This is a genomic window from Mycobacterium sp. NBC_00419, assembly GCF_036023875.1.
Taxonomy (GTDB): Bacteria; Actinomycetota; Actinomycetes; order Mycobacteriales; family Mycobacteriaceae; genus Mycobacterium.
The window spans coordinates 5,472,969-5,485,745 of record NZ_CP107931.1 but is presented as its reverse complement, the minus strand read 5'-3'; the positions used below and the strand labels follow the sequence as shown (position 1 = coordinate 5,485,745).

The following is a 12,777-nucleotide window of genomic DNA, read 5'->3' as shown; positions in this document are numbered from 1 at the left end:
TTATAATCGAAAACATGGGTCATACTAGCACTGAACACGAGGTGCTCGCCGTTGTATTCCAGGTTGGCGATGTCGCCTCCCGGAAACCCACTCTCAACGTGCTGTTATGGCAGCGCGCCCTACAGCCTGAGCGCGGCAAATGGGCTTTGCCGGGCGGACGGTTGCGAGCGGACGAAGACCTGACCGCCTCGGTCCGCCGACAGCTTGCCGAGAAGGTCGACGTGCGTGAGATCGCCCACTTGGAACAGCTGGCGGTTTTCTCCGACCCGAGCCGAGTCCCCGGTGTACGCACGATCGCCTCCACATTCCTCGGGCTGGTGCCCTCCCCCGCGACCCCCGAACTCCCGTCGGACACCCGCTGGCATCCGGTGAACGCACTGCCGCCCATGGCGTTCGACCACGGGCCGATGGTGGCCTACGCCCAGGCCCGGCTGGTTGCCAAGCTGTCCTACACCAACATCGGATTCGCCCTTGCACCAAGGGAATTCGCCCTATCGACGCTGCGCGACATCTACGGGGCCGCACTCGGGTACCAGGTCGACGCAACCAACCTGCAGCGGGTGCTGGCTAGGCGCGGGGTGATCACCCCGACCGGTACCACCGCCCACCCGGGTCGCAGTGGCGGGCGGCCGGCGGCGCTCTATCGCTTCACCGACTCCCGGTTGCGGGTCACCGACGAGTTCGCTGCGTTGCGTCCGCCCGGGTGAGTCGACTGGATTCTTAGACCCTTCTTAAGGTAAGAAGGTTTGCGATGACTGTTGCCGCCGGGGCCGTGAGCCCCGAATGGATCGGCCGCGCACCGCACGAGGAGCTCGTGCGTGGTGGCCGCCCTGCGCTGCCCGGCGACGACCCGTTCTACGCCCCGCCCGCCGGATTCGAACACGCCGCGCCAGGAACGGTGCTGCGCTCCCGCGATATCGAACTCGGGTTCCTCGGGGTGATCCCGCAGCGCGTGAAGGCCACCCAGCTGCTCTATCGCTCCAGCGACATGTACGACACACCCCAGGCGGCGGTCACGACCGTGCTGGTGCCCGCCGGGCATTCGCCCGCGCAACCCCGCCATGTGGTGTCCTACCAGTGCGCTATCGACGCGGTCTCCGCACGGTGCTTCCCGTCGTACGCGATGCGGCGGCGCGCCAAGGCCGTCGGCTCCCTGGCCCAGCTGGAATACCTGTTGGTAGCGGCCGCGCTGGCCGAGGGCTGGGTGGTCTCGGTCCCCGACCATGAGGGCCCTGACGGCATGTGGGGAGCTCCGCACGAGCCCGGCTACCGGGTGCTCGACGGATTGCGCGCCACCCTGAACTTCGAGCGCTTCGGACTGGCCAAGGACAGCCGGGTCGGCCTGTGGGGGTATTCCGGCGGTGGGCTTGCCACCGCATGGGCTGCCGAGGTGCACGCCGAGTACGCCCCCGAACTCAACGTGGTCGGTGCGGTGCTGGGCTCACCGGTCGGCGACCTGGGCAACACCTTCCGCAGACTCAACGGCTCCTACCTGGCGGCGTTGCCCGCCCTCGTTGTCGCCGCCCTGGCCAAGACGTTCCCCGACCTCAACCGAGTGATCGAGGAGCACGCCACCGAGGACGGCCGCGCACAGCTGGCCAGCCTGGATCACATGACCACACTGGAGGCCGTCATCCGGTTCTTCAGGAAAGACATGGACGACATGGTGCACCCGCCGCTGGCCGAGGTGCTGGAGATGCCTGAGGTCCAGGACGTGTTCGAGAGCATCAGGCTGGGCGGGACCGCGCCGAGTCTGCCGGTGCTCATAGTGCAGGCGGTGCACGATTCGGTGATCGCCGTCGAGGACATCGACGATCTCGCGCAGACCTACTACGCGGGTGGCGCGCAGGTGACCTACCACCGCGACATGTTCAGCGAGCACATGCTGCTGCACCCGATGTCCGCGCCGATGACGTTGCGCTGGCTCACCGATCGCTTCGCCGAGCGCCCACTGGATGCCCACATCATCCGCACGCACTGGCCGACATTGCTGAACCCGATGACCTACGCCGGGATGTGGCGCCTCGGCGGCATCGTGGCCCGGGTGATGTCGGGTGGCCGAGTGCCGTTCCGTCCGCTGTAAGTTGCGGGCCGGCGGCTACGGCGCAGCGGCGACCGGCAGCGGCGGGAATTCCTCTTCGGGCCATGCCCCGAGATCGTCACGCGGAGTGGCCACCGCCATCAACGCGTAGGCCAGGGCGGCGATCGCAGCCGGGAACAACAGCGTGGTCGCAATCTGAAGCGGCCCGTGCGCGAAGAACACCGGCGGAGCTTCGGTGAAGTAGTAGATGCGGTTCTCCGGAGTCACCGGGGCGGTCTCGAATGGAACGGCGCCGTAACGCCAATGCACCAGTGCCGCACCGACTCCCGCGGCCGCAGCCGCACCGGCGACCGAACCGATCCACAACGCCGACACCAGCACCGGGCCACGATGTGCGCGCCACTGCCAGACCAGGACGGCGCCGATGATGGCCAGCGGCGTGAGCATCCCGACGAGCATCGCGGCCGCGACGAACAGATGGTCGGACTCGCTGCCGATATAAGTCTGGATGCGCTGGCCCGAGCGGGTGAGCGCCACCACGCCGTGGGCAGGCGGAGCCAGCCAGGCCCAGAACGCACCGACCAGCGCGCCGGACAGTGCCAGACCGACGACGACGATGAGCGCCGCCGACCGGCGCGAGTAGCGCGGGCCCATCGGGGCCTGATGCTCTTCGCTCATCGCTGCCCCTCGAGATCCTTGGAATCCACCTGGCCGTGCCGCGAGCACTTGGCCCACCAGCCGTCGGGGCGGACCTGCACCACCATGCGGCGTCCACACTCGGCGCAGAAGCGGGGCGGCTCGAGTCCCAGCTGGGCCGCCGTGGGCACCGCGCTGCCCGCCGGTGCCCCGGTATAGACGTTGTAGACGCCGGCACCGACCGGTACGGGCAGCTCTTCGACCATGACCACTACAGGCTGGCGTTCAGTGCCTTGATCGGCATCTGCAGATCGTTGAGCAACTCCAGGTCGGCCTCGGCGGGCCGGCCCAGCGTGGTCAGGTAGTTGCCGACGATCACGGCGTTGACGCCGCCCAGGATGCCCTGCTTGGCCCCCAGGTCACCGAGGGTGATCTCGCGGCCTCCGGCGAAGCGCAGCATCGTGCGCGGCAATGCCAGCCGGAAGGCGGCGACCGCCTTGAGTGCCTCGGCGGCGGGCAGCACCTCCAGGTCCCCGAACGGGGTGCCCGGACGCGGGTTGAGGAAGTTCAGCGGCACCTCGTGCGGATCGAGTTCGGCGAGATTGGCGGCGAACTCGGCGCGCTGCTCCAGCGTCTCCCCCATGCCCAGGATGCCGCCGCAGCAGACCTCCATGCCGGCGTCACGCACCATCTCCAGCGTCTGCCAGCGCTCCTCCCAGGTGTGGGTGGTCACCACGTTGGGGAAGAACGACTTCGCGGTCTCCAGGTTGTGGTTGTAGCGGTGCACGCCCATCTCGGCGAGGCGGTCCACCTGCTCCTGGTTGAGCATGCCCAGCGAGCACGCGACCTGGATCTCGACCTCGTTGCGGATCGCCTCGATGCCGGCGGCCACCTGAGCCATCAGCCGCTCGTCGGGCCCGCGGACGGCCGCGACGATGCAGAACTCGGTGGCGCCGGTCTTCGCGGTCTGCTTGGCCGCCTCGACCAGGCTGGGGATGTCCAGCCAGGCGCTGCGCACCGGCGAGGCGAACAGACCCGACTGCGAACAGAAGTGGCAATCCTCTGGGCAGCCACCGGTTTTCAGGCTGATGATGCCCTCGACCTCGACCTCCGGGCCGCACCAGCGCATCCGGACCTCGTGGGCCAGCGCGAGCAGTTCCTCGAGGTGGTCGTCGGGCAGTTGCAGGACTTCGAGGATCTGCTCCTGGGTCAGGCCCTCACCGCGCTCGAGCACCTGTTCACGGGCCGATGCCAATACGTCCACAGCTGCCTGGGTCACCGGCGCTCCTTTTGCCTACGTCTGTCGAACTTGAACAGTGTTCAGGCTAGGCTAGACGCGTGCAGCTGCACAAACGCGACGTGGTGGCCAAGGCCGCCACCATCCTCGACAACTACGGGATCGCCGACCTCACGATGCGCCGGCTGGCCCGCGAGCTCGACGTGACACCCGGCGCGCTGTACTGGCATTTCGCCAACAAGCAGGAACTTCTCGGCGCGGTGGCCGACCAGGTGCTCACACCGGCGTGCGCAGACCTTGCCGCCGCCGACTGGCGCGAGCGCATCGAAGTGGTGTGCCGCGCACTGCGCGATGCCCTGCTGTCGCACACCGACGGCGCCGAGCTGGTGTCGGCCAGTTTCGCGGCCGGCCAGTCCCGGGCCGTGGACCACATCCTGGGCGTGCTGGCCGAGGCCGCCGGCGAAGCCGGGGTCGACGGCGGCCACCGGGTGCAGGCCGCGCGCACCGTGCTGCACTACGTGCTGGGCGCCACAGCCGACGAGCAGTCCCGGTTGCAATGGGATGCGGCAGGCGCACTCCCGGAAGGGCAGTCGGTCCTGACCGCCGATCCGTCCGGGGGGTTCGCGTTCGGCCTCCGGCTGCTCACCGACGGCCTGGCCGCCCAGCGGATGAGCACTACCGACGTCAGCTAGATCAGCACGCGCTCGACACGCTGGTCGCCGTCCCATCGGCGCAACCCGACTGCGCTCGCCGCGATGTCGCCGGACAAACCCTCGATCACCTCGAACGCACTGCCGAGCTGCGCCGCGGTCAGCCGGCGTCCCAGGGTGGCGTGCGGGGTCCACTGCCCCGGTGCGGTGTGACCGTACGGGTCGCCCGGCAGATGCGGCAGGCAGATGTCGTAGACCTCGCGGTGCAGTTCCAGCAGCTCCGCCGAGGCGACGATCAACCGGGCCAGCACGAGTCGTCCGCCGCCGAAGACCAGCGGCGCACCCACCAGGACGGGTAGTGGGATACGCGGCGCCAGTTGCACCAACGCGGAGTCGACATCCGGGGAGATCCGGTCGGCCGCCAGCACGGTGATGTGCGGCCGGTTGGTGGCCGACTTCACCCGCACCTGGCTAGGCAGTGCCGCGTCGTCGAGCGCCTGCCACAGCTTCCTGATCGCCGCATCGCTGCGATCATCGAGCAGCAACTCGATCGAGTGCGCCACCGGGTTCTACAGACCGGCGAACCAGTTCGGGTCGAACGCCCTGGCGCTCAACAATTCGAAGTCCTTGGGCGACAAGGTCGACGCGCCGGCGGGCAGCGCCGCGCGCACGGGCGCCATCTGGGCCAGCGCGTCGCGATTGGACTTCTCGGCAGCGCCCGGCTGCGCCGGCCACGCGCCGATCACCAGCCCGGCAGTCGAAAGGCCTTTGCTGCCAAGCGCTTCCAGGTTCAGGGCGGTGTTGTTGAGCGTGCCCAGCCCGGCCTCGGTGACGATGAGGACCGGCGCGCCGAGCTCAACCGCCAGATCGCGCAGCGTCACGCCACCGTGCGCCAGTTCGACCAGCAACCCGCCGGCGCCCTCGACGAGCGTCAGCCGGCCGGGGCGATCCAGAGCGCGGATGGCGGTCAGCAGATCGGCACTCGACGGAAGCGGCAGGCCGGCGCGTTCAGCAGCAGCCACCGGAGCCAGCGGCTCGGGGTACCGGGCCACTCCGACCAGTTCGGTGACTCCGGCCAGCCGGTGGATCTCGGCCAGGTCGTCGTCACCGCCGGCCGTCCCGGTCTGAACCGGTTTGCACACCGCCACGTCGCGGCCGGTGACCCTGGCATGACAGGCCAGGGCGGCGGTGGCGACGGTCTTGCCGACGCCGGTACCGGTTCCGGTGATGACGACGATGCTCATGACCGCTGCGCCCCCAACACCGTGGTGAAAACCTGGCGGGCCAACTCCATGTCCTCGTCGGTCAGCGAGGCCCGCGCGGTCAGCCGCAGCCGTGACGTCCCCGCCGGAACGGTGGGCGGCCGGAAGCAGCCGACGCGAACACCGGCGTCCAGGCACGCGGCGGCGGTGGCGACCGCAACCTCCGGGTCGCCAAGGATGACCGAGACCACCGCCGATTCCGGCGCCTCGGGGACGTCACACATGTCGGCCAGTTCGCGCGCCCGGGTGACGACGGCCTCGGCTCGCCACGGCTCGTCGACGAGGACGTCGAGAGCGGCCGCGGCAGCGCCGACCGCTGCCGGAGTCAGCCCGGTGTCGAAGATGAACGTGCGGGCCGCGTCAATCAGATGGTCACGTACCGCCAGTGGGCCGAGCACCACACCGCCTTGGCTGCCAAGCGATTTCGACATCGTCGTCGTCATCACGATGTCGGGCTCACCGGCCAGGCCGGCCTCGTGGAGCAGCCCGCGACCACCGGCACCGCGCACACCCAGCCCGTGCGCCTCGTCGACGAGCAGCAGGGCGCGGTGGGTGCGGCACACCTCATGCAGCCGGCGCAGAGGCGCCAGCGCGCCGTCGGTGCTGAACACCGAGTCGGTGATCACCAGCGCGCGTTCTTCGTCGCGGCCAGCCAGAGCGGCCTCGACGGCCTCGACGTCGTTGTGGGCTGTGACGGCCACCCGCGCACGGGACAGGCGGCACGCGTCGACCAGCGAGGCGTGCGCGAGCGCATCGGAGACGACGAGCGAGCCCGGCCCCGACAGCGCGGTCACCGCACCGAGATTGGCGGCGTAACCGGAGGAGAACACCAGCGCAGCCTCGGCGCCGACGAAACCGGCCAGCGCGGTCTCGAACTGCTCGTGCAGCTCGGTGTTACCGGTGACCAGCCGGGAGCCGGTCGAGCCCGCACCCCAGGTGCGCAGCGCGGCCACGCCGCCGTCGATGACGGCAGGGTGCTGGGACAAGCCCAGGTAGTCGTTGGAGGCCAGGTCGAGTTCGCATGCCACCGCGGGCCGCCGACGCAGTGACCGACGCAGCCCTGCCTGCCGACGCTGCTGCTCGACGGTGTCGAGCCAGGCCAGCGGTGAAAGACCGACGCGGGTCACGGGCACTCCTCGGGGCAGGAATTGAACACCGTTCAGGTTAGTGCACGGGCCGCCGCGACCATCGCCGAGGTGATCTGGGCGACCTCGCCGGGGGTGCAGACGAACGGCGGCATCGCGTAGATGAGGTTGCGGAACGGCCGCAGCCACACGCCGTTGTCCAGGGCGACCCGGGTGACGGTCGTGACGTCGACGGGTTCGCGGGTCTCGATGACACCGATGGCACCGAGAACCCGCACGTCAGCCACTGCGGGCAGGGCACGCGCCGGCTCCAGGCCCGTAGCCAGGCCGGCGCTGATCTCGGCCACCGTGGCCCGCCAGTCCTGGGCGAGCAGCAACTCCACCGAGGCCACCGACACCGCACAGGCCAGGGCGTTGGCCATGAACGTCGGGCCGTGCATGAGCGCCCCGGCTTCGCTGCCGCTGATGGTGCGGGCGATCTCGAGCGTGCACAGCGTGGCGGCCAGCGTGACGTAACCGCCCGTCAGCGCCTTGCCCACGCACATGATGTCCGGGCTGACACCGGCATGGTCGGCGGCGAACAACTCCCCCGTGCGCCCGAAACCGGTGGCGATCTCATCGAAGATCAGCAGGACGTTGTGCCGTTCGCAGATGGCCCGTAGGTCGGTGAGGTAGCGCGGGTCGTGGAAACGCATACCGCCCGCCCCCTGCACCACCGGCTCGACGATGACCGCGGCGACCTCGTCGGCATGCTCGCCAAGCTGTGCCTCGAAGGCTGCGACGTAGCCCGGGTCGTAGTCGGCGGGCACCGGCGGGGCGAACAGTTGCGGGAACAACACGTCCGTCCACAGTGAATGCATGCCGCCGTCGGGGTCACACACACTCATCGGGGTAAACGTGTCGCCGTGGTAGCCGCCGCGCCACGTCATCATTCGGTTCTTGCCGAATCGGCCCAGGCTGCGCCAGTACTGCAGCGCCATCTTGGCCGCGACCTCCACCGCCACCGAGCCCGAGTCGGAGAAGAACACCGTGTCCAGGCCCTGCGGGGTGATGTCGACGAGCAGTTGCGCCAGCCGAGCGGCCGGTTCATGGGTGAGACCGCCGAACATGACGTGGTTCATCACCGCCAGCTGGCGGCGCATCGCCTCGTCGAGAACCGGGTGACCATGTCCGTGCACGGCGGTCCACCAGGACGCCATCGCGTCGAGCACACGGATCTCGGTGCCGTCGCGCACCAGAGTGAGCCAGGCGCCATGGGCTGCCACCGCAACCACCGGCGGCATCGCCTCGGCCCCGATGGTGCTGTAGGGGTGCCAGATGTGCGCGGCATCGATCGCGCTGATCTGCTCTGGGGTCAACGCCGACACGCTGTGGAAGCCTAGTGCAGGGCGACGGTGCCGCCGCCCGCCTTCCCGGCGGCCTTTGCTCCTCGCCGGCCGGCGCCCACTGGGGCGGTTCGCTGGAGGTGAGCTGTTCAGCGAGGTTCGGTAGATTATCCCTCGATCATGATGACCCTCACTCCGGCTTCGCCGACTGCCGCCATGGGGACCCGGCAGTCCGGCTTCTACCGGCACGACCTCGACGGCCTCCGTGGCGTCGCGATCGCGCTCGTGGCCGTGTTCCACGTGTGGTTCGGGCGGGTTTCCGGTGGGGTCGACGTGTTCCTGGTGCTGTCCGGATTCTTCTTCGGCGGTTCGCTGTTACGGACCGCACTCAAACCGGAGGCGTCGCTGTCGCCGTGGCCGGAGATCAAACGACTGGTGCGCCGACTACTCCCCGCGCTCGTGGTCGTGCTTGCCGCGGCTGCGGTGCTCACCATCCTCGTGCAACCGGAGACGCGCTGGGAGACATTTGCTGATCAGAGCTTGGCCAGCCTGGGCTACTACCAGAACTGGGAGCTGTCGGCGACGGCGTCGAACTACTTGCGCGCCGGTGAGGCGGTCAGCCCGCTGCAGCACATCTGGTCGATGTCTGTTCAGGGGCAGTTCTACATCGCGTTCCTGATCCTTGTCTTCCTGTTTGCCTACGCTCTGCGCCGCCGGCTGGGCAAACGGCTGCGCCCCACGTTCATCGTGTTGCTGAGCGTCCTGACCGTCGCGTCGTTCGTCTTTGCCATCTTCGCCCATCAGGCCAACCAGACCACCGCTTACTACAACAGCTTCGCCCGGGCCTGGGAGTTGCTGGTGGGCGCGCTCGTCGGCGCCCTGGTCCCCTACGTCAGATGGCCGATGTGGCTGCGGACCGTGGCCGCCTGCATCGGGCTGGCCGTCATCGCATCGTGCGGCGCGCTGATCGACGGCGTCAAGGAGTTCCCCGGACCGTGGGCGCTGGTACCCGTCGGCGCGGCGCTGCTGATGATTCTGGCGGCGGCCAACAGACAATCCCGGCCGTCGACCGCCGACCGGATGCCGCTCCCCAGCCGGCTGCTCGCCACCGCACCGCTGGTGACGCTCGGCTCCATGGCGTACTCGCTGTATCTGTGGCATTGGCCGCTGCTGATCTTCTGGCTGGCCTATACCGGCGACGGCCACGCCGGCCTGCTCGACGGCGCCGCGATCCTCGCCATCTCCGGCGTGCTGGCCTACCTGACGATGCGTTTCGTCGAAGAGCCGCTGCGCTACCGTCGCCCGGCAGCCGCCACCGCGCCCCAGGCCATCGTGATCCCCTGGCGAACCCGGCTGCGCCGCCCCACGATCGCGCTGGGCACCACCGTGGCGCTGCTCGGGGTGGCGCTCACGGCGACGTCGTTCACCTGGCGTGAGCACGTCACCGTGCAGCGGGCGAGCGGCAAGGAGCTCGCCGCACTGTCGTCGGACAGCTACCCGGGCGCCCGGGCGCTCACCGAGCATGCCCGGGTACCCAAGCTGCCGATGCGGCCCACGGTCCTGGAAGCACAGAACGACCTGCCTGAGTCGACCAACGACGGATGTATCAGCGATTTCGACAACGTCGGGATCATCAACTGCACCTATGGCGACGAGTCGGCCACCCGCACCATCGCGCTGGCCGGTGGCTCGCACGCCGAGCACTGGATCACCGCGCTCGACGTCCTGGGCAAGATGCACCACTTCAAGATCGTGACCTATCTCAAGATGGGCTGTCCGCTGACCACCGAGCAGACGCCGCTGGTGATGGGCGACAATCGGCCCTACCCGCAGTGCCACACCTGGAACGAGCGGGTGATGGCCAAGCTGATCCAAGACCACCCCGACTACGTGTTCACCACCTCGACGCGGCCATGGAACATCAAGCCGGGTGACGTGATGCCGGCCACCTACATCGGGATCTGGCAGACGTTGTCGGACAACAACATTCCGATCCTCGCCATGCGCGACACCCCGTGGATGGTGCGCAACGGAAAGCCATTCTTCCCGTCGGATTGCCTGGCCAACGGCGGCGACGCGGTGTCGTGCGGCATCAAGCGCTCCGAGGTTCTCTCCGACCGCAACCAGACACTGGACTTCCTCGGCCAGTTCCCGCTGATGAGGGTCCTCGATCTCAGCGATGCGGTGTGCCGGCCGGACTGGTGTCGAGCGGTGGAGGGAAATGTGCTGCTCTACCACGATTCTCATCACCTGTCAGCGACGTATATGCGCACCCTCATTCCGGAACTGGGGCGTCAATTGCGTGCGGCGACGGGCTGGTGGTGACTGCCCGAGCGTCGCGGCGCCGGCGCCGATAAGGTCAGAAGATGTCGTCGAGCGAACCAGCAGGCTCAGCTCTCCCCACACCGAGCGTGACCACGGTGTGGCCAGGTACTGCCTACCCGTTGGGCGCCACCTACGACGGTGCGGGCACAAACTTCTCGTTGTTCTCCGAGGTGGCCGAGAAGGTCGAGCTGTGCCTGATCGATAAGGACGGCACCGAAAACCGCATCAATCTCGACGAAGTCGACGGATTCGTCTGGCACGCCTACCTGCCCACCATCACGCCCGGGCAGCGCTACGGCTTCCGGGTGTACGGCCCCTGGGACCCCGCGGCCGGGCACCGATGCGACCCCAGCAAGCTGCTGCTGGACCCGTACGGCAAATCGTTTCACGGCGATTTCGAGTTCACCCAGGCGCTGTATTCCTACGACATGACGGCCGACGACCTCGCCACGGGCGGCACCCCGCCGATGGTGGATTCGCTGGGCCACACGATGACCAGCGTCGTGATCAACCCGTTCTTCCACTGGGGATCCGACCATCCGCCGCGTACCCCGTACCACGAGACGATCATCTACGAAGCGCATGTGAAGGGGATGACCCAAACCCATCCGGGCGTTCCGGAGGAATTGCGCGGAACCTATGCCGGGCTGGGGCATCCCTCGGTGATCGATCACCTCAAGTCACTCAACGTCACCGCAATCGAGCTGATGCCGGTACACCAGTTCCTGCACGACCACCGATTGCTCGACCTCGGACTGCGAAATTACTGGGGCTACAACACCTTCGGGTTCTTCGCGCCGCACTACCAGTACGCCGCGACCCAACACGCGGGCGCGGCGGTCGCGGAATTCAAGACCATGGTGCGCTCGTTCCACGAAGCCGGTATCGAGGTGATCCTCGACGTCGTCTACAACCACACCGCCGAAGGCAATCACCTCGGCCCGACCCTCAACTTCCGCGGCATCGACAACGCCGCCTACTACCGCCTGCTCGACGACGACAAACGCTTCTACAAGGACTTCACCGGCACCGGGAACAGTCTCAATGCACGCCATCCGCACACCCTGCAGCTGATCATGGACTCGCTGCGGTACTGGGTGCTCGAGATGCACGTCGACGGCTTCCGGTTCGACCTGGCATCCACCCTGGCCCGGGAGTTCTACGACGTCGACCGGCTCTCGGCCTTCTTCGACCTGGTCCAGCAGGACCCGGTGATCAGCCAGGTCAAACTCATCGCCGAGCCGTGGGACGTCGGCGAGGGTGGCTACCAGGTCGGCAACTTCCCCGGCTTGTGGACCGAGTGGAACGGCAAGTACCGCGACACCGTTCGCGACTACTGGCGCGGGGAGCCGGCCACCCTGGGGGAGTTCGCCTCCCGGCTGACCGGGTCATCGGATCTCTACGAGGCCACCGGCCGGCGGCCCAGCGCCAGCATCAACTTCGTCACCTGCCACGACGGCTTCACCCTGGCCGACCTGGTGTCCTACAACGATAAGCACAACGAAGCCAACGGCGAGGACAACCGCGACGGCGAGAGTCACAACCGGTCATGGAACTGCGGTGTGGAGGGCCCCACGGATGAGCCGGCGATCCTGGCGCTGCGCCATCAGCAGATGCGCAACATCCTGGTCACCCTGATGCTCTCGCAGGGCACGCCGATGATCTCCCACGGCGACGAGATCGGCCGAACTCAGTTGGGCAACAACAACGTCTACTGCCAGGACTCGCCGGTGTCCTGGATCGACTGGAGCCTGCGCGATACCAACGGTGATCTGCTCGAGTTCACCCGCAAAGTCACCGCCCTGCGCAAGAACCATCCGGTGTTCCGGCGCAGGCGGTTCTTCGAGGGTGAGCTGATCCGTGTCGGTGATCAGGTTCGCGACATCGCGTGGCTTACCCCGGCCAGCAGCGAGATGACCCATGACGACTGGGGCTCGGGTTTCAAGTGCGTCGCGGTGTTCCTCAACGGTGAAGCCATCACGGCCCCGAACGCTCGCGGCGAACGGGTGGTCGACGATTCCTTCCTGCTGTCGTTCAACGCCCACAGCAAGCCGGTCGACTTCGTCACTCCGGACGGCGACTACGCCGCTCAGTGGACAGCTGTGCTGGACACCTCTGATGCCACCGGCAGCACCGACGTCGTGGTGAAGGCAGGTGAGACGATCACCGTCGCGCCCCGTTCGGTTCTCGTGCTTCAAAAGACGGCCTAGCGGGAA

At 68.0% G+C, this 12,777-nt stretch carries 12 protein-coding genes; 5 read left to right on the top strand and 7 right to left on the bottom strand.

The features are described 5' to 3' along the window. The first annotated feature begins 14 nt into the window (after window positions 1-14). The gene (locus tag OG976_RS26155; RefSeq protein WP_328355786.1) at window positions 15-707 is read left to right on the top strand and encodes an NUDIX hydrolase; all 693 of its coding nucleotides are present in this window, start codon (window positions 15-17) and stop codon (window positions 705-707) included. A gap of 44 nt (window positions 708-751) precedes the next feature. Further along, window positions 752-2,083, top strand: a complete 1,332-nt coding sequence (locus OG976_RS26150; protein WP_328355783.1) for a lipase family protein — start codon at window positions 752-754, stop codon at window positions 2,081-2,083. Window positions 2,084-2,098: 15 nt separating this feature from the next. On the opposite strand, the gene OG976_RS26145 is transcribed toward OG976_RS26150, so the two are convergent. Genes OG976_RS26145 through bioB form a run of 3 tightly spaced genes read right to left on the bottom strand, consistent with a single transcriptional unit; the run spans window position 2,099 to window position 3,956 of the window. Continuing rightward, on the bottom strand, window positions 2,099-2,719 hold the full coding sequence (locus OG976_RS26145; protein ID WP_328355780.1) for a DUF2567 domain-containing protein: 621 nt from the start codon (window positions 2,717-2,719) through the stop codon (window positions 2,099-2,101). Then, window positions 2,716-2,943, bottom strand: coding sequence for a biotin synthase auxiliary protein BsaP (gene bsaP, locus OG976_RS26140; RefSeq protein WP_328355777.1), 228 nt, complete (start codon window positions 2,941-2,943; stop codon window positions 2,716-2,718). Before bsaP ends, OG976_RS26145 begins: the two co-directional genes overlap by 4 nt. Window positions 2,944-2,948: 5 nt before the next feature. Then, window positions 2,949-3,956, bottom strand: coding sequence for a biotin synthase BioB (bioB, locus tag OG976_RS26135; protein ID WP_328355774.1), 1,008 nt, complete (start codon window positions 3,954-3,956; stop codon window positions 2,949-2,951). 59 nt (window positions 3,957-4,015) lie between these two features. Between bioB and OG976_RS26130 the strand changes: the two genes are divergently transcribed. Further along, window positions 4,016-4,606 (top strand): TetR/AcrR family transcriptional regulator C-terminal domain-containing protein, encoded by a 591-nt coding sequence (locus OG976_RS26130; RefSeq protein ID WP_328355771.1) that lies wholly within the window; start codon window positions 4,016-4,018, stop codon window positions 4,604-4,606. Here OG976_RS26130 and OG976_RS26125 read toward each other — a convergent pair. The 4 genes from OG976_RS26125 to OG976_RS26110 are packed head-to-tail and all read right to left on the bottom strand — an operon-like array spanning window position 4,603 to window position 8,278. Beyond that, window positions 4,603-5,127 carry a 2'-5' RNA ligase family protein gene (locus OG976_RS26125; RefSeq protein ID WP_328355768.1) on the bottom strand — a complete coding sequence of 175 codons (525 nt, stop codon included), beginning with the start codon at window positions 5,125-5,127 and terminating at the stop codon, window positions 4,603-4,605. The genes OG976_RS26130 and OG976_RS26125 overlap by 4 nt on opposite strands. 6 nt (window positions 5,128-5,133) lie before the next feature. Then, a complete protein-coding gene (gene bioD, locus OG976_RS26120; protein WP_328355765.1) occupies window positions 5,134-5,808 on the bottom strand; it encodes a dethiobiotin synthase in 675 nt (224 codons plus the stop codon). Beyond that, window positions 5,805-6,953: an 8-amino-7-oxononanoate synthase gene (locus OG976_RS26115; protein WP_328355762.1), complete on the bottom strand. Its 1,149-nt coding sequence runs from the start codon at window positions 6,951-6,953 to the stop codon at window positions 5,805-5,807. Before OG976_RS26115 ends, bioD begins: the two co-directional genes overlap by 4 nt. 32 nt (window positions 6,954-6,985) lie before the next feature. Beyond that, the gene (locus OG976_RS26110; protein ID WP_328355759.1) at window positions 6,986-8,278 is read right to left on the bottom strand and encodes an adenosylmethionine--8-amino-7-oxononanoate transaminase; all 1,293 of its coding nucleotides are present in this window, start codon (window positions 8,276-8,278) and stop codon (window positions 6,986-6,988) included. Window positions 8,279-8,416: 138 nt separating this feature from the next. Here OG976_RS26110 and OG976_RS26105 point away from each other — a divergent pair, with 138 nt between their 5' ends. Both OG976_RS26105 and glgX read left to right on the top strand, forming a co-directional pair. Beyond that, window positions 8,417-10,561, top strand: coding sequence for an acyltransferase family protein (locus OG976_RS26105; RefSeq protein ID WP_328355756.1), 2,145 nt, complete (start codon window positions 8,417-8,419; stop codon window positions 10,559-10,561). 41 nt (window positions 10,562-10,602) lie between these two features. Then, window positions 10,603-12,771 carry a glycogen debranching protein GlgX gene (gene glgX, locus OG976_RS26100; RefSeq protein ID WP_328355753.1) on the top strand — a complete coding sequence of 723 codons (2,169 nt, stop codon included), beginning with the start codon at window positions 10,603-10,605 and terminating at the stop codon, window positions 12,769-12,771. Window positions 12,772-12,777 lie beyond the last annotated feature (6 nt).